This window comes from Bradyrhizobium sp. HKCCYLRH1030, assembly GCF_051168395.1.
Taxonomy (GTDB): domain Bacteria; phylum Pseudomonadota; class Alphaproteobacteria; order Rhizobiales; family Xanthobacteraceae; genus Bradyrhizobium.
The window spans coordinates 204,950-224,170 of the sequence record NZ_JBNPUY010000009.1; the positions used below are offsets into that span (position 1 = coordinate 204,950).

Consider the following 19,221-nt stretch of genomic DNA (forward strand, 5'->3'; position numbering starts at 1 on the left):
GCCGAGGGGCGCGCGGTAAAGGTCTCGTTAGCCGCGCGCCCGCAGCAGCCGGCCCTTCTCGCGGCCCCAATCGCGCTTCTTCTCGCTCTCGCGCTTGTCGTGCAGCTTCTTGCCCTTGGCGACGGCGAGCAGCAGCTTGGCGCGGCCCCGCTCGTTGAAATAGAGCTTCAGCGGGATCAGCGTCATGCCTTCGCGCTCGACCGCGCCCATCAGCTTGTTGATCTGCTTGCGATGCAGCAGCAGCTTGCGCGGCCGCTTCGGCTCGTGATTGAAGCGATTGGCCTGCAGATATTCCGGAATGTTGGCGTTGATCAGCCAGATCTCGCCGTTGCGCGAATCCGCATAGGATTCCGCGATCGTCGACTTACCGCCGCGGACCGACTTTACCTCGGTGCCGGTCAGCGCGATGCCGGCCTCGATGGTGTCCTCGATCGCGTAGTTGAACCGCGCCTTGCGATTCTCGGCGGCGACCGTGATCTTGGGTTCGTTCTTTTCAGCCATCAGGACTTTTTCAGGAGATCACGGATCTCGGTCAACAGCTCGACCTCGGCCGAGGGCTTCGCCGGCGCCGCGGGGGCTGCCGCTTCGTTCCGCTTCAACCTGTTTATCACACGGATGATCATGAACAGCACGAAAGCGATGATGAAGAAGTTCAGGGTCAAGGTCAGGAACTGTCCATAGGCCAGCACGGCACCCTGCTTCTTCGCGTCCGCAAGGTTGCTCGCATTGACCGTCTTGGACAGCGGGATGAAGTAGTTCGAGAAATCGAGGCCGCCGGTGATGGCGCCGATGATCGGCATGATGACATCGGCGACGAGCGAGGTGACGATGGCGCCGAAGGCCGCGCCGATGATGACGCCGACGGCGAGGTCGACGACGTTGCCCTTCATCGCGAATTCACGGAATTCCTTCAACATGCTCGCGTCCCCCTCAGATACGTCGGCTCAGTTGATCAGTCCGGCATGAACCATCGCCTCGCGCACCGCGACCCGGGTCGGCTCCGACACCGGCACCATCGGCAGCCGCAGCTTCTCCTCGATCTTGCCGAGCAGCGACAGCGCGTATTTCACCGGTGCCGGGTTGGACTCGATGAACAGATTGGTGTGCAGCGGCATCAGCTTGTCGTGGATCTTCAGCGCCGTTGCAACGTCGCCCTTCTGCCAGGCCCGGTGGAATTCCGAGCACAGCCGCGGCGCGACATTCGACGTCACCGAGATGCAGCCATGGCCGCCATGCGCCATGTAGCCGATGATCGTCGCATCCTCGCCCGAGAGCTGGTTGAACTCCTCGCCCATCGCGGCACGCTGCTGCGACACCCGCACCATGCTCGCGGTGGCGTCCTTCACGCCGGCGATGTTCTTCAGCTCGAACAGGCGCTTCATGGTGTCGACGGACATGTCGATCACCGAGCGCGGCGGAATATTGTAGATGATGATCGGAATGCCGATCGCGTCGTTGATCGCCTTGAAGTGCTGATACAGGCCTTCCTGCGTCGGCTTATTGTAATAGGGCGTCACCACGAGCACCGCGTCCGCCCCCGCCTTCTCGGCGTGCTGGGCGAGCTCGACCGCCTCCTTGGTCGAATTGGAGCCGGCGCCGGCGACGACGGGCACGCGTCCCCGGGCCTCGGCGATGCACCACTCGACCACCCGCTTGTGCTCGTCATGGCTGAGCGTCGGGCTCTCGCCCGTCGTGCCGACCGGCACGAGGCCGTTGGTGCCCTCGTCGATCTGCCAGTTCACAAGGCTGCGAAAAGCGGCCTCGTCCACGGACCCGTTCTTGAAAGGAGTGACCAGGGCGGTGAAAGAACCCCGGAAATTCGTCTTGGCTGCCATGAAACTCCCTCCCAAACGCCGCTTGGCCCCTATGCGAGCCACTTCATACCGGGTCTACCGACGGGGCGGAAGGCCCGCCCGCGGTTGGGCTGCCTTCTCAACAGGCACACGAATCGCGCGAATCGCTTTGCCGCGCCCGCGATACCCCGGCCCCGCAGGCTCCGCACCGACTAAAGGCTGATCTGACCCGGCGCGGCCGCACGCCGCCCTTCGGTCGTGATTTCGCCGCGGTGTTGGCGCAGGTTGCAGTCCTTCCCAGTATATTTAGGATTTGTTCACCTTTTCGATAGACCCATGTTGGTCAGGGGATCGAAGTCATCCGCCGCAAAAGGAACGCCGTGCCCTTTTCTGCCCGCGCCACTGCATTGCGATCGACCGCCCTGTCGGTGTCACTCTCGGTGTCCTTGGCCGCCGGCCTGACACTCGGATGGGCTCTCGCCGGACATACCGCTCTCGCCAAGGACCAGGCCGCTGGGTCCAAGGTTTCGGGATCCAAGGTTACAGGAGCCAAGGCTCCCGCGACCAAGGTTCCGGTGCCGAAGGCGCGTCCGATCGCGCGCAGCGCGGTTCCGAAGACGAACACCCACGAGGCCGCCGGGACCAAGAGCGAGGTCGACGCGCGGGCCGAAGCGAAGGCCGAGGTCAAGAGCAGCCCCAAAGGCGCCGGCGAGACGCCGCGCGCGGCCCCGAGGGACATCACCCCCAGCGCGGCGGCTGCAAGCCTGCCGGCCCGCCAGCATGCCGCCCTGCCCGCCTCCCGTAAGCTCGTGGTGCCGGCTGCGATCGCCGTGACGTCCTCGACCTCGCAGTCCGACAAGGACGCGCTCGAAAACGTGATCGAGCTCGTCCGCAAGCGCAAGCCCAGCGATGCCACCGAGGTCGTGCAGGCGATCTCGGATCCCGTGGCGCGCAAGCTCGCGGAGTGGGTGATCCTGCGCAGCGACAACAACAATGCCAGCGTGGAGCGCTACCGCGCGTTCATCACCGCCAATCCGTCCTGGCCGTCACAGAGTTTCCTGCGGCGCCGGCTCGAGGCCGCCTTGTGGGACGACAAGCGCGACGATGCCGTGGTGTGGTCGTGGTTCGAGAACGAATCGCCGCTGTCGGCCAAGGGCAAGTTCGCGCTGGCCCGGGTGATGCTCAATCGCGGCGACCGCGCCAATGCCGAGCGCCTGGTGCGCGATGCCTGGCGCAACGACGCGATGTCCGAGGAGACCGAGAACAACATCCTGGACCAGTACGGTGCCCTGCTGTCCGGCGGCGATCACAAGGCGCGGATGGACACGCTGCTGTATGGCAGCGAGCACGAGGCCGCCATGCGCGCTGCCCGGCGGCTTGGCTCGGGCCACGTGGCGCTGGCAAAAGCGCGAATCGCGGCCTACCGCAAAGCCTCCAACAGCCAGAGCCTGCTCGATGCCGTGCCGCGCGAACTCCACGGCGATGCAGGCTACATCTTCAGCCGCATCCAACTGCTGCGGCGCGATGAAAAATTCGCCGAGGCGGCGCAGCTGATGCTGAACGCGCCCAAGGATCCCGGCCGCCTGCACAATCTGGACGAATGGTGGATCGAGCGCCGGCTGCTGGCGCGCAAGATGATCGACACCGGCGAATATCGCAACGCCTACCTGATCGCGCGCGACGCGGCGCTGCCGAACCGCGACATCTACAAGACCGAGCAGGAATTCACCGCGGGCTGGATCGCGCTGCGTTTCCTCAACGATCCGGCCACCGCGGCCCAGCACTTTGCACGGATTGGCGTCGGCAGCGTCAATCCGACCACCCTGGCGCGGGCCGGCTATTGGCAGGGCCGCGCGGCAGAAGCGATGGGGCGCATGCAGGAGGCGCGCGCGGCCTATACGTCGGCCGCCGAGCAGTCCACGAGCTACTACGGACAGTTGGCGCGCGCGAAGCTCGGCCTGCCGCAGCTCGGCCTCAATGCCGCGCCGAGCGGCCGCGGACGCGGCGTCGAACGGCTCGAGGTGGTGCGCGCGGTGCAACTGCTCTACGAGCTCGACGAGGGCGAGGTCGCGATCCCGATCTTTGCCGACATGGGCGACAACGGCGACCCCGACGTGCTGGTCGGAATCGCGGAAATCGCCGCGCGAAACAGCGATGCGCGAGCGATGCTGCTGGTTGGCAAGGCCGCGCTCAATCGCGGACTGCCGTTCGATCATTACGCCTATCCGGTCACGGGCATCCCCGCGTTCCGGGCGCTCGGGCCGGAGGTCGAGCAGAGCGTGATCTTCTCGATCGCGCGCCAGGAGAGCGCCTTCAACCAGGCCGTGGTCTCGCCGGCTCAGGCCTACGGGCTCATGCAGGTCACGCCGGATGCGGGTCGCTACGTCTGCAAGCGCGCCGGCGTCAGCTTCGATCTGAACCGGATGAAGACCGACCCGGTCTACAACGCGCAGCTCGGCGCGGCTGAGCTTGGCGGCCTGCTCGAGGACTATCGCGGCTCGTACATCATGACGTTCGCGGCCTACAATGCCGGCCGCGGCAGCGTACGGAAATGGGTCGAGCGGTATGGCGACCCACGCGATCCGAAGGTGGACGCGGTGGATTGGGTCGAGCTGATTCCGTTCGCGGAGACCCGCAACTACGTGCAGCGGGTGATGGAGAACCTGCAGGTCTATCGCGCCCGCTTCGGCGGCGGCTCGCGGCTGCAGATCGAGGCCGATCTGCGCCGCGGCGCTGTGGTGGAGTAGCGAGTAGCGAGTAGCGAGTAGCGAGTAGCGAGTAGCGAAGCCTGGGCTCCGCTCCGTCGTCAACTGCTGTTCGTTACTCCCTATTCGCCATTCGCCCGCACTTACCAGTTGCGCTGGGCACGCACCAGCAGCGAGACCGAGTCCTGGTCCTTCAACTGGTAGGTCGTGGCCGGCTTGGCGACCGCCGCGACCGCCGGTGCGTTCGCCACGCCGGTGAACTTCTGGTCCAGCCGGGTCCAAGCGACGTCCGCAGAGAAGGTCAGATTCTTGACCGGCGTCCAGCGCGTGATCACACCCACCGTCGAGATGTTGAAGTCGGGGTTGCAATTCGCAGGCGTGATTCCGAGAGCGACCATGCCCGCACCGTTGCAGATCAGTCCCTTCGCGGTGTTGTTGTATCTGACGCCGCTCCAGGAGCCGTAGACCGCCGTGTTCCAGAACGGATCCCAGTTGTGGGTAAAGGCACCCCGGAAGCCGTAGGTGGTGGTCAGCTGCTGCTGGGTATTCGCCCCAAACACCGAATCCGACACGCCGGCGAAGCCCAGGCTCTGGAAAGCGCCGGCCATGTTGCTGCCGCCGTACATCGCATAGTTGATCGGCGCGAGGCTCTGGAAGTTGTAGCGGCTGGCACCGTTGGTGTAGACGCCCTGCAGATTGATGGTGTCGCCGGCGCCGGTCGGGATGTTCTTGATCGACAGGGCGAGCTGACCGGCATAGCCCCATTTGTCGGCGGGATGCCCGGTCGTCTCGCTGGCACCGAAGAAGGCGGCGTGATTGTCGTGTGCCGCGAAGGACGCCTGGAACAGGCCCCAGGCCTGATCGACGCGCACCATGCCGACGATGTCGGGCGCGACGTTGCCGCCGAAATTCGACGTGCCATAGCTGCCGGTGAGCACGCCGGCGGCCGTCTGTCCCGCCGTATTCCAGATCTGCGACTGCGAATACTGCGTCGCATCCTGGGCCGAGATCGCGGCCGTGATGCCCGAACCGAAGTCCGCGGTGTAGGTGAACTGGTTGACGCCGGTGATGGTGCCGCCGCCTCCGGTCAGACCGTCGAAATTGTTGCCGGGGTAGTTGGCCCAGGGCGCGTCGAACTGCGACACGGCCTTACCCATGGTGAAGCCGGCGAACTGGATGAAGGCATAGAAGACGCCGATCCCGCCTTGTGCGATGTTGCCGTCAGCCTGCGCTCCAGGCGCGCCCGCCGTCGAATAGGCAGTTGCGCCCGTGGCGGAGCCGGTCCCGGCATAGCTGCCCCCGGTCCACTGGAAGACACCGTCGAAGAAGGTGCGCACGACGCCATATTCGGTCGCGGTGCGGGTGTCGATGTTGAGGTCGGCGCGCGAACGCGTCGTGTAGTAGTTGCTGAGACGATTTCGCCCGCCGGCGACGCCGTTCACGGCATTCTGGAAGATCGTATTCGTGCCGAAGCCGGCCTCGACCCGCAGATAGCCGCCGAGCTTGATGCAGGTGTCGGTGCCCGGAATGTAGAAAAATCCGGCGCCGTACATCGAGCAGACCCTGACATACTCGACCGCTTTGGCCTTGATCGGAAGGTCGGCGGCCTGAGCCCCACCCATGGCGAGCAACGCCGCCCCTGAGCCCAAAACAAGGCTCCTCACAGTCTTCATACTAACCTCCAAATTGCTCAGTTCAGACCGGCCCGGCTCGACATCGAACGACCGCCCCAACGGTCAGCCCGTCTCCAGCTGCACCACAGTGCCCGCGCATAGCGTTGCAGTGGGAACGATCGCGAGGCAGAGTTGGTGCTTTATCGGACCATTCTCGTGACCGGCCGGATCACGCATGTGGCACGGCCGCGGCACGGCGCGCGGTCGCCGGATCTCCAAGAGTAATGTGTCGGGGAAGACTTTCGCCGCCGAATGCGTGTCGCGGTCGTGGCGGGAATGCAGCAGGACGGACGTCGAGAACCGCGGCGAGCGCGAGGCTCAAACTCTCTGGCCCCGTCATCCCGGCGATCGTGGCACGGGCCCTCGCCCGCCCGAGATCACGCAGGCCAAGCTTGGCTCAAACGCGCGGTCGAACCGAGCGAACCCGCTGACCGCCTCTCACGGATGTTTGAGCCGCATGGCCACGAGGCGGTCGCGAAATTCCATCCAGATCGTATTGCGTCGCGTGGCCGCGCGGTGTGGTTCTCGGGCGGGTCGGCAGCATGTTTGTCAGCGACAAAGCGGCACGGTGAGGAATGCGGGTCTCGGTGCTGGAGCACGCGCTGGCGAGGCAAAGAAAAACCCCCGGCAGTTGCCTGCCGGGGGTTGCTCAAACCGTCGTGAGACGGTCTGGATCAGAAGTTGCGCTGAGCGCGGAGCAGCAGGACAGCCGACTGCTGATCCTTCAGCTCATACACCGCAGCCGGCTTGGCGACAGCGGCGGCAGCCGGGGCCGTGACCGAACCCGAGTGCTTCTGGTCGAGCCACGAGTAGGCGAAGTCGGCCGAGAAGGTCAGGTTCTTGACCGGGGTCCAGCGCGTGATCAGGCCGATGGTGGCCAGATCGAAGTCCGGATTACAGGTCGAACCCGCGTTGAAGGTCGCAACCACGCCGGGGCTGGTGCAGATCAGGCCCTTGGCCGTGCCGTTGTAGCGGACGGCAGCCCAAGACCCGTAGATCGCAGTGTTCCAGGCCGGGTTCCAGTTGTGGGTGTACGCACCGCGCACACCGTAGGTCGTGGTCAGCTGCTGCTCGCCACCCGTGGTGAACACCGAGTCGCCCACGCCGGCAATGCCGAGGCTCTGGTAGGCACCAGCCAGACCCGTGCTGCCGTACATCGCGTAGCTGTTCGGCATCAGGCTCTGGATGTTGTAGCGGCTCGCACCGTTGGTGTAGACGCCCTGCACGTTGATCGTGTCGCCAGGTCCGGTCGGGATGTTCTTGATCGACAGGGCCAGCTGAGCCGCCCAGCCCCACTTGTCGGCCGGGTGGCCGGAGGTCTCGGACGCGCCGTAGTAAGCGACATGGTTGTCATGCGCCGCGAACGACGCCTGGAACAGACCCCAGGCCTGGTCGACACGGACCATACCGACGAAGTCCGGAGAGACGTTGCCGCCGTAGTTGCTGGTGCCGTAAGCACCACCGATCACGCCAGCCGCCGTCGAACCCGCCACGTTCCAGAGGTTGTTCTGGTAGTAGGCGGTCGCATCCTGAGCCGAAACGGTGGCCGTGATGCCGGAGCCGAAGTCAGCGGTGTAGCTGAACTGATTGACGCCAGTGACCGTGCCGCCGCCGCCGGCGAGACCGTCGAAGTTGTTGCCCGGATAGTTCACCCAGGGCGTGTCGAACTGCGACACGGCCTTACCCATGGTGAAGCCGGCGAACTGGATGAAGGCATAGTACACGCCGACCGAACCCTGCGCGATATTGCCGTCAGCCTGTGCGCCCGGCGCACCAGCCGTCGAGTAAGCGGTCGCACCGGTGGCCGAACCCGTGCCGGCATAGCCGCCGGAGGTCCAGCTGAAGGTCAGGTCAGCGAAGGTACGGACCACGCCGTACTCGGTCGCCGTGCGCGTGTCGATGTTGATGTCCTGACGAGCGCGGGCCGTGTAGTAGTTGCTCAGGCGGTTATGCGCACCACCCTGGCCGCTGAACGTGCCGTTGAAGTCGCTGTTCGTGGCGATCGCCGTTTCAGCGCGGAGATAGCCGCCCAGCTTGATGCAGGTGTCGGTGCCGGGGATGTAGTAGAAGCCCGCACCATACAGGGAGCAAACCTTCACATACTCGACCGCTTTGGCCTTGATCGGAAGGTCGGCCGCCTGAGCCGCGGACATGGCGAGCAGAACTGCCGCCGAGCCGAGGACAAGGCTCTTAACCGTCTTCATTTAAACCTCCAAGTTGCTCTTTTGAGAAAGAACCGGACCAAGATCCCCCAGGACGATCCGCTTCCTCTGCTCCCGAAAAACCGCTTCAGCCGCTTCGCGCCATCGGACACACCCGCATCACGCGAGGGACTTAAGCGAACCACCTGTCACGGGACGATCGAGTAACCCCCCACCGTCATCAGGAACTATGCCTTCGCTCATTCAGTAAGCAAAATAGTTTATGCAGTCAGGTAATTGAATGAAGCCGAAATGTGTCTTGGGGGCAACACAATGGCAGCTTGTTGTGCAGCGCACGGGGGACGGCCGATGTCCTCCTAGATAAGTGATTTTGTTGCGGATTTTTTTTCTTTAGGGTCGAGCTTCGTACTGGAACTCCTGAGCAATGGCGCCCTTGAAGAACATGTCTGCCGCACCTGTGGAAGCGGACGCGCAACCGAAGACTGTCGAACATCTGCCGAAGAATCGCGACGCCATTCTTCGCTTCGCCCGGGAGATCTCCACGATCAACGTCCATCTGGAGGAGCTGAGGTACTTCTGGGCCAAGAGAATCGGCATCAGTGGCCCGCAATGGATGATCCTGATGGCGATCTCCGAGCTGGATCAAGGCGAGGGAGTCGCCGTGAATGCGGCGGCCAAGCGGCTGCACGTCGACCCTTCGTTCGTCACGACGCAGTCGAAGCTGCTCGAGAAGAAGGGCTTCATGGAACGCAAGCCCGCCCCCAACGATGCGCGCGTGGTCCGGATGTCGCTCACCACCAAGACATCGGAGCAGTTCGCCGAGCTGGAAGCTCAGCAGGCGCAGATCTTCAGCTTCATCTTCGAGGAATTCGACGCTCGCGAGCTGGCGACCTTCACGGACAAGCTGGCTGGCCTCAAGGACCGTTTCGAGAAGGCCAGCGCGCGACTCACGATGGGACTCTGAGCCCCCCCGAGGCGGTCACGGCCCGACCGCCTCTTACGGGGGAGCTGGAACAGACATGCGGTCGCGTCAGCCTGGAGGCCGCTGAGACCCCGCCAGACGCTTGGCGATCCAGTCGAAGACGAAGGCATCGGCCTCGAGCCAATCGGCGCCCGCGCTGGAGACGATCTTCAGAGTGATGTCCGGGTGCTCGCGCTTGATCTGCGCGATCAGCCGGGTTGCGATGTCGGCCCGCAGCCAGCCACGCTCCGGCACCGTCACCAGCAGCGGACACATGATCTGCCGGGCCGCCAGCCCATCGCTGGCGATCGACAGCCTGCCCCGCTCGCCCGCACCGGGTCGGCGCGACAGGAAGACGCGCTCGTGAATATCCCACAAGCCGGCGTCGCAGACCGCTGCAGCATAGCGCGGATCGAGTGCGATGCCGCGCGCGACGAAGGACGAGCTCCAGTCATCCGCCAGGATCGCGATCCGGCCTTCGTCCACGTCGTCACGGGACGTCGCGTAGTCCATCACGCTTGCGATGGCTGATTCGAGATCGCGACGGCCGACGATCTCCTCGAAGCGGCAGTCCGGTCCGCTGCCCAGCAGATCGACCACCAGCAGCGCCAGGCCGCGCTGCTCCGCATGGCCTGCAAGCTTGAACAGGGAGGTTTCCTTGCGACGGCCGGGCTCACCGATGCAGATGACGGTGGGCGCCCTGCCTGCCTCGCAACGCGCCGGCAGGAAATAGGCTTCGAGCGGGTAGTCGGCGCGCCAGTGAATTGTGACGACCTCTCCTTGCGGATCGGCACCGCGCAGGAATTCGCGCGCACATTCGCGCATGCGGGACAGCACGACGGCCTGGCGGGAGCGTGAGCTGCTGAACGGACAGGCCGCAGCCTCATAACAATCGATCGCGCGCGACCATTTGCGAAACGCCAGCTCGGGACGGCCGCTGCTCACGGCGTCGGCGGCGGCAGCCTTCATCGCATCCGCGCATTGCATCCACTCGCGATACCAGGACTCGTCGTCGCTGGCCTCGATCCGCTGCGCAACCGCCAGACATTCCGCAAGCTCGGCCCGGCCCTCGGGCCGCGCTTCCAGCAGCCGCGTGATGGCGCCCGCCAGATCGTCTTGGTCGGACCACGGACGCAGCACTCCCACAGAGCCTTCCGAACTCATCTTTGGACTCATTCCTCACTGGCGTGACGGTGTGGCCCCGTCATCTGGCGGTCATGGTGACCATCCGGCATTTCCCGGTCAAGCCGATGCGCAACGATTTTTGGAGAGACGATCGATGTTTGCGCTGACGGCACGGCCTGCGGAGATCACGCCGAGGCACTGCAATCGAGACGCAACGTCAGATGCTGGGCGGCGAGGAGATCCCGACATGAAGAAGCCTCCGGCGGGGCATCGCCAGAGGCTTCCTGGGGTCTAACATCGTATGATCGTCGTCTTGCGTCGGTGGTGAATGATTACTCAGGCATGACAAAATTAGCTTATCAACTCATCTGTTTTCAACACCATTTTTAAAAAAATGCCAACACGCAGCCAAACTACTGAAACGAATGCGATTTTCGAGCCACAGGCAATCGGATCCCTTGCTCAATTGCCTCGATCCGCCGATTTGGCATCGATCGCTGCTTGAGCGAACCAGACCCGGTGCCGCGCCGGAATGGGCGCCCGCACACAAGCAAAAACCCCCGGCAGTTTCCTGCCGGGGGCTCTTGAACCCGATCAGACGATCAGGATCAGAAGTTGCGCTGAGCGCGGAGCAGCAAGGACACCGAGTTCTGGTCCTTGAGCTGATAGACCGCAGCCGGCTTGGAGGTCGTGGTCGTGGCCGGAGAAACGATGTTGCCCGAGTACTTCTGGTCCAGGTTGGTCCAGGCCACGTCGGCCGAGAAGGTCAGGTTCTTGACCGGGGTCCAACGGGTGATCAAGCCGAGCGAGGAGATGTTGAAGTCGGGGTTGCAGGTGAAGCCTGCGCCCGCGATCGCACCCATCGCCGCGCTGCCGCAGATCAGGCCCTTGGCAGTGTTGTTGTAGCTCACGGCAGCCCACGAACCGTAGATCGCCGAGTTCCAGGTCGGGCTCCAGTTGTGGGTGTAGGCGCCACGGAAGCCGTAGGTCGTGGTCAGCTGCTGCTCACCGCCGGTCACGAAGACCGAATCGCTGACGCCAGCGAAGCCGAGCGTGCCGTAGACACCAGCCGTGCTGCTGCCGCCGTACATCGCGTAGGTGGTCGGCACCAGGCTCTGAGCGTTGTAGCGGCTCGCACCGTTGGTGTAGACGCCCTGGATGTTGATGGTGTCGCCGGGGCCGGTCGGGATGTTCTTGATCGACAAGGCCAGCTGAGCAGCCCAGCCCCACTTGTCAGCCGGGTGACCGGTGAGCTCGGTGGCGCCGTAGTAGCCGGTGTGGTTGTCATGCGCCGCGAACGACGCCTGGAACAGACCCCAAGCCTGGTCGACACGAACCATGCCGACGATGTCCGGAGAAACGTTGCCACCGAAGTTGTTGGTGCCATACGAGCCGCCGATGATGCCGGCCGCGGTGATGCCCGACACGTTCCACATGTTGGTGGTGTAGTACTGGGTCGCGTCCTGCGCCGAGATCGCCGCAGTGATGCCCGAGCCGAAGTCGGCGGTGTAGGTGAACTGGTTGACACCGGTCACGGTGCCGCCGCCGCCCCACAGGCCGTCGAAGTTGTTGCCCGGGTAGTTGGTCCAGGGCGCGTCGAACTGCGACACGGCCTTACCCATCGTGAAGCCAGCGAACTGGATGAAGGCGTAGTACACGCCGATGCCGCCCTGGGCGATGTTGCCGTCGGCCTGAGCGCCAGGAGCGCCAGCCGTCGAGTAGGCGGTCGCGCCGGTCGCGGAGCCCGAGCCAGCGTAGGTGCCGCTGGTCCAGGTGAACGTCAGGTCAGCAAAGGTGCGGACCACGCCGTACTCGGTCGCGGTGCGCGTGTCGATGTTGAGGTCCTGACGAGCGCGGCTGTAGTAGTAGTTGCTGTTACGGTTCATGCCGCCGGCAACGCCGTTGACGGCGTTGTTGTACTGGCCGTTGCTGGCGAACGACGTTTCAGCACGCAGGTAGCCGCCCAGCTTGATGCAGGTGTCGGTGCCGGGGATGTAGTAGAAGCCAGCGCCGTAAAGCGAGCAGACCTTCACATATTCGACCGCCTTGGCCTTGATCGGAAGGTCAGCTGCCTGAGCCCCAGACATGGCGACGAGAGCGGCCGCCGAGCCCAGGACAAGGCTCTTGATCGTGTTCATAATGTTAAACCTCCAAGTTGCTCAGTCAGGGAAGGTTCCGCCTCCGCTGGGTGAGAGACACCCTTGGGGTTGGACCCGTTATCCCTCTTCGACCCGTCGCTCAGCCGCTTCGCGCTATCGGACACACCCGCATGAACGCGAGGGACTTGAGCGAACGACCTAAACGGGACGACGTTGGGATGCCCCCCTTCGTCGTGCGAGCAGAATTACCGAAGGCCTTTGCACACGCAACAAAGGAACCATCATTGCGGCGCTCGAGCGGCGCCTTTTCGGACCGGTGTTGCACAAAAGGCACGGAACCGTGGTTCTGCGGGAACACCTAAGTGGTTGTTTATGTTGTCGTTTTGTGACAACGCAATTTGGGGGGCTCAAGGCCGCGAGCACTCGCCCGCCAGGAACCCGCCCCAAGTCAGGCGTCTGGGCCACGAATCCAGCCACGCGCTGAACGAGAATCGGGTTGGAGGACGATGCCGTCTGCGCCCCTGCCACCGGCCGCCTTTGCAGACGACCCTCTATATTAGGGGTCCTCCGTGTCAGGGACCATCGAGAGGGCCGGCGCCGCCCGTCGACTTCCACGCCGTGCCGCGGCCGATCAACGGCAGGCTCAGCTCGCATCGATGGCCGAAGGTGAAGAGCACCGTCCACACCAGTCCAGCGAAGCCGCGGCCCTGTGAGGATTTCGAAACCGCATGCAATCTGCCGCTTGCGGCTCAGCGCGGCGTCGGGCATACCGACCCTCGCCGGAGACGTGGCCGAGTGGCTGAAGGCGGCGGTTTGCTAAACCGTTATAGGGTTGTAAAGCCCTATCGAGGGTTCGAATCCCTCCGTCTCCGCCAGCCGCCCGTGGGCGCGGCCAACAGCCCCTCCCCCTGATCATCCGCCTCAACGCCGAGCCGTTCACGCACCTGCCGGATCGCAACGGACCGTGGCCGTCGTGATCACGGTTGCCGCTCAATCACGCGCGGTTCAATCGAACAAGCCACGGCTGATGTTGATCACGAAGGCGGCGGGCACGCCGATGATGGTGCCGACGAACCCATAGCCGAGCGCAGCCCACCATGACGCTGCGCCTCCTGCTCCCGTCACGGCACCATAGATGGCGCCGAGACCCGCACAGAGGGCGGTCACCACGACGAGGCGGCGGTCATTATGAGCCTCGACCCGCAGACGCTTCAACTCGCGCCGGCTCTGCACCGCAGGCCCGGCCGGCTCGGTCGATCCACAATGCGGGCACGCCACTGCGCTGAAGGAGACACCGCTGCCGCAGTCATGGCAGTCGATCAGCTCTTGCCGCCGCGCCTGTCGCCGTGCCTGGCCCATGCCGTCAATCCCGCTTGTCTGCGTCACACCGAACGACAGATAGGAGATTTATCGGCGCGCGACGAGGCCCGCTTCCGACGAGAATGAACGATCGGGCGCGGGTGGCCACCCCAGCACCCCGGTTCGCGGCCGGCAACACTGGCGCGTGCGGCATGCTCACGCCGAAAGCGAGATCCGCCAAGCCGCGGCTTAGCTCGCTCAGTGCGCGGTCATCCAGGCGCGCGCCTCGCGCTGCGCGGTCGCGATCTCGGCATCCGACATCTGCTCGGCGACCTCGCGGCGCATTGCCACGGCGTCGACGCGCCCCCTGAGGGCAGCGAGATTGAACCATTTGTGCGCAGCGATCAGATCGACCATACCGTCGCGACCGCTCGCATAGAGCATGCCGAGCTCGAACAGCACATCGCCGCTGGCGCCCTGCTCCGCGGTGGTCACGTCATCAAAATTGAGTTGTCCCTGAAACATCGTCGCTCTCCTTCGCTCGAGGAGGCGGCCGGTCACCCGAGCACGCCCCCGTCCAACTGTTCAACGCCTGGTTATCCCCATGCCGTCTCGCGGCTTATGCGCGAAGGATGACCGATCAAGTTTGAAAGGCAGTTTAAACATCGTGCTGAACGAGCCCTGAACGCGGAGCCCCGCATTTTCCCGGGCCGGCTTCAATGCATTGATTCGAAATGGATTCTTCAACTCGGCAAAGAGCGGTTTACCGTTCTGTTTGGCAAACTCATAACCATCCGCAAAAGCGCCTCACCGCGCTGGCGCGGAGCGCACCACGCCGTTGGTCAACAGCCGCACCGGGACTGGACACGTCTCGACAGCACGTGCGGGGGATTGCGCAGCGCGGTACGAGCACGGCTGCGCCGAGCTGCCGATGATGATGCCGTTCGTCTATGGGAAGGTTGGAGGCACACAGTCGCCAAAGGCGCAGTGCTCAAGGATCGAGGGCGTCGGCGAACACGTCAGGATCAGATCCCACTCTGGCTGATAGCCGCTCGTGAGATTGCAGACCGGAAACGCGATCTGCACCGAACGAAGAAATCCTGTTTCTTCTGCCGGACCGTACCGCGAGCGAAGCCGCTCTCGAGTTCGATCCGACCGTTGACCTGATGTCTCGCCGACACCCTCTATCGTCTGTTGGAGCTTCAGGAGATCCGCCCGGCTCTCGAGGAGCTATGCCGACCTGCGTTCCAACGACGTGCCGGCATCAGTTGCCGGACTCATCTCGCAGAGGACTGCGAGAGTTACTTCTTCTTGGCGACCTTCTTGGTCTTCTTGGCAGTCTTCTTCGCCGCGGTCTTCGCGACCTTCTTCACTGCCTTCTTCGCCTTCTTCGCTTTCTTGGCCATGTTGCCCTCCGATGTGAGATGGCTTAGTCGATGCGTGCACTCGGGAATCGAGCTGCACTCCTCATCGATACACCAACGAGTGAAAAAAAACAGCTTCCGGCTTAAGGAAGTGTTGACAGGCGCGCGCGTGTGCGGCTGACGAAACGCGCGAAGCAGCGCGTCGATCGATCGAGAAAATACAAACGCCTCCCTGCGCAAGGCCGCGATCGCAACTAATCGAGATTGCGCAAAAAGCCTGTGCTGCAAGTATTTTTCTGAACGGCTGAACAGCACGGCGCACGCGACGACGCCGGCGTGTCGGCGTGCAGACTCGCATGGTGAGAGCAACGCGCGGACTCTGAGTCGTAAATTTTGGCAATGAAAAAATTTTCATTGCACACGCCCTCGTGTGCGTTCGAACGCTCGGCAATGGTGGCTTTTTTGCGAATCGCGTGCGGCGATTCGCCGGACCGCGACGCCAAGACAAACGGCGCGCACCATGTGCGCGCCGCTGGAACGAAGACGGGCGATCGTCGTTCAGATGCCGAGCTTGCTCTTCAGGAGATCGTTGACCGCCTGCGGGTTGGCCTTGCCGCCCGACGACTTCATCACCTGACCGACGAACCAGCCGGCGAGCTGCGGCTTGGCCTTCGCCTGCGCAACCTTGTCCGGATTGGCGGCGATGATCTCGTCGACCACCTTCTCGATGGCGCCGAGGTCGGTGACCTGCTTCATGCCGCGGCTCTCGACCAGCTCGCGGGGGTCGCCGCCCTCGCTCCAGACGATCTCGAACAGATCCTTGGCGATCTTGCCGGAGATGGTGCCTTCGCCGATCAGCGCGACGATCGCCGCGAGCTGGGGAGCCGACACCGGCGAGGACGCGATGTCGCGGCCCTCCTTGTTCAGCCGGCCGAACAGCTCGTTGATCACCCAGTTGGCGGCGAGCTTGCCATCGCGTGCCCGCTCGGACAGCGCCTCCAGGACGGCCTCGTAGAACGCAGCGCTCTCGCGCTCGGCCACCAGCACGGAGGCGTCATAGGGCGACAGGCCGAAATCCGCGATGAAGCGCGCCTTCTTCTGGTCCGGCAGCTCCGGCAGCGCAGCCTTCAGCTCGTCGACGAAGGCCTGGCTGAATTCGAGCGGCAGCAGGTCCGGATCCGGGAAGTAACGGTAATCGTGCGCCTCCTCCTTGGAGCGCATCGAGCGCGTCTCGCCCTTGTCGGGATCGAAGCGGCGGGTTTCCTGCTCGATCACGCCGCCGTCCTCGATGATCTCGATCTGGCGGCGCGCCTCGGCCTCGACCGCCTGGCCGATGAAATTGATCGAGTTGATGTTCTTGATCTCGCAGCGGGTGCCGAGCGGGCCGCCCGGCTTGCGCACGGAGACGTTGACGTCGGCGCGCAGGCTTCCCTTCTCCATGTCGCCGTCGCAGGTGCCGAGATAGCGCATGATCGACCGCAGCTTGGTGACGTAGGCCTTGGCCTGCTCGGCATCGCGGATATCCGGCTTGGAGACGATCTCCATCAGCGCCACGCCACAGCGGTTGAAGTCGATATAGGACAGCGACGGCGACTGGTCGTGCAGCATCTTCCCGGGATCCTGCTCGATGTGCAGGCGCTCGATGCCGATCGTGGCGGTCTTGCCGCCGTCGAGCTCGACCGTGACCTCGCCCTCGCCCACGATCGGGTCCTTGTACTGGCTGATCTGGTAGCCCTGCGGCAGGTCGGGATAGAAATAGTTCTTGCGGTCGAACACCGAGCGCAGGTTGATCTTGGCGTTCAGACCAAGCCCGGTGCGCACGGCCTGGCGCACGCACTCCTCGTTGATGACCGGCAGCATGCCCGGCATCGCCACGTCGACCAGCGAGACGTGGCTGTTGGGATCGCCGCCGAACGCGGTCGAGGCGCCCGAGAACAGCTTCGACTTCGAGGTGACCTGGGCGTGGATCTCCATGCCGATCACGACCTCCCAGTCGCCGGTGGCGCCCTTCATCAGCTTGCCGCTGGTTGCCGTCATGGCCCTCAACTCCCCATCAGCGCGGAGACGATCCGCTCAAATTCGATATCCAATGCATCGTTGGCGACGGGCTGCCCGGCCTGCCGATACCAGTAGGCGGCATTGCCGAGATCGCCTTCGACGCGATGCAGATGCGCGTGCACCCAGGCCGCGTCGCGGCCGGTCTCGTCCTGAATGATCTTGTGCGCCCGGTCCCAGTCGCCCTTCGCCAGCCACCACAGGCCGGTAAGCACCGGCGTCAGTCCGGCCGCGGGCGCGTCGCCCGCGAGGCTCGTCTTGAACTCGGCGACGCTTACCACCACCGGACCGGCGTGAAGCGTCCCGCCGCCTGCTCGATGACCTCGCCGAGCGAGAACAGCGTCTCCTCGTCGAACGGACGGCCGATCAGTTGCAGCCCGAGCGGCAGCCCCTGTCCGTCCTTGCCGGCCGGCACCGCGATGCCCGGCAGGCCCGCCATGTTCACCGTCACCGTGAAGATGTCGTTGAGATACATCTCGACCGGGTCAGCGCCGCCCTTCTCGCCGATGCCGAACGCGGCCGACGGCGTCGCCGGCGTCAGGATCGCGTTCACGCCCCTCGCAAAGCAGTCCTCGAAATCCTTCTTGATGAGGGTGCGGACCTTCTGCGCCCGGATGTAATAGGCGTCGTAATAGCCGGCCGACAGCACATAGGTCCCGATCATGACGCGGCGCCGCACCTCAGGCCCGAAACCTTCGGCGCGGGTGTTCTCGTACAGCTCGCCGATCGACTTGCCGGGCACGCGCAGGCCGTAGCGGACGCCGTCGTAGCGGGCGAGGTTGGAGGACGCCTCCGCCGGCGCCACGATGTAATAGGCCGGCAGAGCGTATTTGGTGTGCGGCAGCGACACCTCGACGGTTTCTGCGCCGGCGGCTTCCAGCCACTTGCGACCCTCACTCCAGAGCTTCTCGATTTCGGCCGGCATGCCTTCGAGCCGATACTCCTTGGGAATGCCGATCTTCATGCCCTTCACGGACTTCCCGATCGCAGCCTCGTAGTCCGGCACGGGGATGTCGACCGAGGTCGTGTCCTTCGGGTCGTGGCCGGCCATCGAGCGCAGCAGGATGGCCGCATCGCGGGTCGAGCGCGCGATCGGCCCGGCCTGGTCGAGCGAGGAAGCGAAGGCGACGATGCCCCAGCGCGAGCAGCGGCCATAGGTCGGCTTGATGCCGACGGTGGCGGTGAACGCGGCCGGCTGGCGGATCGAGCCGCCGGTATCGGTTGCGGTCGCGCCCATGCAGAGCAGCGCCGCCACCGCCGACGCCGAGCCGCCGGACGAGCCGCCCGGCACCAGCGTGGTGTTGGAGCCCTCGCGGCGCCAGGGGTTGCCGACCGGGCCGAAGTACGAGGTCTCGTTCGACGAGCCCATCGCGAACTCGTCATTGTTGAGCTTGCCGAGCATCACCGCGCCATCGCGCCAGAGCTGCGAGGTCACTGTCGACTCGTAGGTCGGCACGAAATTACCGAGGATCTTCGAACAGGCCGTGGTGCGAACGTCCTTGGTCGCGAACAGGTCCTTGATCCCGAGCGGAATGCCGGCCAGCGGCCCACCCTCGCCTCTATTGATCTTGGCGTCGGCTTCGCGCGCCATCGCGCGCGCCTGGTCCGGCGTCTCCATCACGAAGGCATTGAGCGCCCGCGCCTCCTCGATCGCCTTGAGATGGGCGTCGGTGAGTTCCAGCGACGTGAAGGTCTTGCTCGCGAGACCCTTGCGGGCCTCGGCGAGCGTCAGGGACGTCAAATCGGTCATTTGTTGATCGGGCTGCAGAAGAAAGGGGAAAGCGTCTTGTCGTCGGCCGCGTCGTCCGCGAAGAACTTGTTCTTCGCAGGGGGGGCTTTCTTGGTATTGGCGGCCGCTTCGAGCTGGTCGAGGATCTCGTTGACGGTCTTGTCCGGATCGGCGGCCTTGCCCTGCCGCTCCATGGCGTCGAGATAGTCCATATAGGCCTTGTAGGCCGCTTCATCGTCGCAGAGCAGGCACATGG

Annotated in this window: 15 protein-coding genes and 1 tRNA gene; 3 read left to right on the plus strand and 13 right to left on the minus strand. The window is 64.4% G+C overall.

The features are described from left to right. Positions 1 to 27: 27 nt before the first annotated feature. From smpB to dapA, 3 genes are read right to left on the minus strand one after another with little or no spacing between them, the layout of a single operon-like run. The gene (gene smpB / locus ACQR1E_RS25400) at positions 28 to 501 is read right to left on the minus strand and encodes an SsrA-binding protein SmpB (protein ID WP_315711387.1); all 474 of its coding nucleotides are present in this window, start codon (positions 499 to 501) and stop codon (positions 28 to 30) included. Next, on the minus strand, positions 501 to 917 hold the full coding sequence (mscL, locus tag ACQR1E_RS25405) for a large conductance mechanosensitive channel protein MscL (protein WP_315711385.1): 417 nt from the start codon (positions 915 to 917) through the stop codon (positions 501 to 503). Before mscL ends, smpB begins: the two co-directional genes overlap by 1 nt. 27 nt (positions 918 to 944) lie before the next feature. Beyond that, positions 945 to 1,835, minus strand: a complete 891-nt coding sequence (dapA, locus tag ACQR1E_RS25410) for a 4-hydroxy-tetrahydrodipicolinate synthase (RefSeq protein WP_434897702.1) — start codon at positions 1,833 to 1,835, stop codon at positions 945 to 947. Between the two features lie 338 nt (positions 1,836 to 2,173). On the opposite strand from dapA, the gene ACQR1E_RS25415 reads away from it, so the two are divergent. Next, complete coding sequence (locus ACQR1E_RS25415) at positions 2,174 to 4,540, plus strand: lytic transglycosylase domain-containing protein (protein WP_316171402.1); 2,367 nt, start codon at positions 2,174 to 2,176, stop codon at positions 4,538 to 4,540. Between the two features lie 101 nt (positions 4,541 to 4,641). On the opposite strand, the gene ACQR1E_RS25420 is transcribed toward ACQR1E_RS25415, so the two are convergent. Beyond that, positions 4,642 to 6,171, minus strand: a complete 1,530-nt coding sequence (locus ACQR1E_RS25420) for a porin (RefSeq protein ID WP_315827232.1) — start codon at positions 6,169 to 6,171, stop codon at positions 4,642 to 4,644. A gap of 674 nt (positions 6,172 to 6,845) precedes the next feature. Beyond that, the gene (locus tag ACQR1E_RS25425; protein ID WP_315752949.1) at positions 6,846 to 8,375 is read right to left on the minus strand and encodes a porin; all 1,530 of its coding nucleotides are present in this window, start codon (positions 8,373 to 8,375) and stop codon (positions 6,846 to 6,848) included. A gap of 400 nt (positions 8,376 to 8,775) precedes the next feature. Here ACQR1E_RS25425 and ACQR1E_RS25430 point away from each other — a divergent pair, with 400 nt between their 5' ends. Beyond that, a complete protein-coding gene (locus tag ACQR1E_RS25430) occupies positions 8,776 to 9,297 on the plus strand; it encodes a MarR family winged helix-turn-helix transcriptional regulator (protein ID WP_316165147.1) in 522 nt (173 codons plus the stop codon). A 66-nt stretch (positions 9,298 to 9,363) separates the two neighbouring features. Here the strand turns inward: ACQR1E_RS25430 and ACQR1E_RS25435 are convergent, their stop codons facing one another. Next, a complete protein-coding gene (locus ACQR1E_RS25435) occupies positions 9,364 to 10,458 on the minus strand; it encodes an alpha/beta hydrolase family protein (protein ID WP_315752950.1) in 1,095 nt (364 codons plus the stop codon). 569 nt (positions 10,459 to 11,027) lie between these two features. Then, complete coding sequence (locus ACQR1E_RS25440) at positions 11,028 to 12,557, minus strand: porin (protein ID WP_315711375.1); 1,530 nt, start codon at positions 12,555 to 12,557, stop codon at positions 11,028 to 11,030. Positions 12,558 to 13,299: 742 nt separating this feature from the next. Between ACQR1E_RS25440 and ACQR1E_RS25445 the strand changes: the two genes are divergently transcribed. Further along, positions 13,300 to 13,393, plus strand: a tRNA-Ser gene (locus tag ACQR1E_RS25445). 130 nt (positions 13,394 to 13,523) lie between these two features. On the opposite strand, the gene ACQR1E_RS25450 is transcribed toward ACQR1E_RS25445, so the two are convergent. The 6 genes from ACQR1E_RS25450 to ACQR1E_RS25475 all read right to left on the minus strand — a co-directional run bounded on the left by ACQR1E_RS25450 (position 13,524) and on the right by ACQR1E_RS25475 (position 19,219). Beyond that, on the minus strand, positions 13,524 to 13,877 hold the full coding sequence (locus tag ACQR1E_RS25450; RefSeq protein WP_316194872.1) for a hypothetical protein: 354 nt from the start codon (positions 13,875 to 13,877) through the stop codon (positions 13,524 to 13,526). Positions 13,878 to 14,075: 198 nt separating this feature from the next. Beyond that, positions 14,076 to 14,342 (minus strand): hypothetical protein, encoded by a 267-nt coding sequence (locus ACQR1E_RS25455; protein ID WP_315711373.1) that lies wholly within the window; start codon positions 14,340 to 14,342, stop codon positions 14,076 to 14,078. Positions 14,343 to 15,739: 1,397 nt separating this feature from the next. Then, positions 15,740 to 17,218 (minus strand): Asp-tRNA(Asn)/Glu-tRNA(Gln) amidotransferase subunit GatB, encoded by a 1,479-nt coding sequence (gatB, locus tag ACQR1E_RS25460; RefSeq protein ID WP_434897703.1) that lies wholly within the window; start codon positions 17,216 to 17,218, stop codon positions 15,740 to 15,742. A gap of 5 nt (positions 17,219 to 17,223) precedes the next feature. Continuing rightward, positions 17,224 to 17,520, minus strand: coding sequence for a hypothetical protein (locus tag ACQR1E_RS25465; protein ID WP_434897704.1), 297 nt, complete (start codon positions 17,518 to 17,520; stop codon positions 17,224 to 17,226). Continuing rightward, positions 17,511 to 18,986 carry an Asp-tRNA(Asn)/Glu-tRNA(Gln) amidotransferase subunit GatA gene (gatA, locus tag ACQR1E_RS25470; protein WP_434897705.1) on the minus strand — a complete coding sequence of 492 codons (1,476 nt, stop codon included), beginning with the start codon at positions 18,984 to 18,986 and terminating at the stop codon, positions 17,511 to 17,513. Before gatA ends, ACQR1E_RS25465 begins: the two co-directional genes overlap by 10 nt. Continuing rightward, a complete protein-coding gene (locus ACQR1E_RS25475; protein WP_315752956.1) occupies positions 18,983 to 19,219 on the minus strand; it encodes a hypothetical protein in 237 nt (78 codons plus the stop codon). The genes gatA and ACQR1E_RS25475 overlap by 4 nt, the downstream gene beginning before the upstream one ends. Between the last annotated feature and the right edge of the window lie 2 nt (positions 19,220 to 19,221).

Coding starts and splice junctions, on each gene's coding strand:
- smpB (WP_315711387.1), bottom strand. CDS start 501: ATGGCTGAAAAGAACGAACCCAAGATCACGGTCGCCGCCGAGAATCGC.
- mscL (WP_315711385.1), bottom strand. CDS start 917: ATGTTGAAGGAATTCCGTGAATTCGCGATGAAGGGCAACGTCGTCGAC.
- dapA (WP_434897702.1), bottom strand. CDS start 1,835: ATGGCAGCCAAGACGAATTTCCGGGGTTCTTTCACCGCCCTGGTCACT.
- ACQR1E_RS25420 (WP_315827232.1), bottom strand. CDS start 6,171: ATGAAGACTGTGAGGAGCCTTGTTTTGGGCTCAGGGGCGGCGTTGCTC.
- ACQR1E_RS25425 (WP_315752949.1), bottom strand. CDS start 8,375: ATGAAGACGGTTAAGAGCCTTGTCCTCGGCTCGGCGGCAGTTCTGCTC.
- ACQR1E_RS25430 (WP_316165147.1), top strand. CDS start 8,776: ATGTCTGCCGCACCTGTGGAAGCGGACGCGCAACCGAAGACTGTCGAA.
- ACQR1E_RS25435 (WP_315752950.1), bottom strand. CDS start 10,458: ATGAGTTCGGAAGGCTCTGTGGGAGTGCTGCGTCCGTGGTCCGACCAA.
- ACQR1E_RS25440 (WP_315711375.1), bottom strand. CDS start 12,557: ATGAACACGATCAAGAGCCTTGTCCTGGGCTCGGCGGCCGCTCTCGTC.
- ACQR1E_RS25450 (WP_316194872.1), bottom strand. CDS start 13,877: ATGGGCCAGGCACGGCGACAGGCGCGGCGGCAAGAGCTGATCGACTGC.
- ACQR1E_RS25455 (WP_315711373.1), bottom strand. CDS start 14,342: ATGTTTCAGGGACAACTCAATTTTGATGACGTGACCACCGCGGAGCAG.
- gatB (WP_434897703.1), bottom strand. CDS start 17,218: ATGACGGCAACCAGCGGCAAGCTGATGAAGGGCGCCACCGGCGACTGG.
- gatA (WP_434897705.1), bottom strand. CDS start 18,986: ATGACCGATTTGACGTCCCTGACGCTCGCCGAGGCCCGCAAGGGTCTC.
- ACQR1E_RS25475 (WP_315752956.1), bottom strand. CDS start 19,219: ATGTGCCTGCTCTGCGACGATGAAGCGGCCTACAAGGCCTATATGGAC.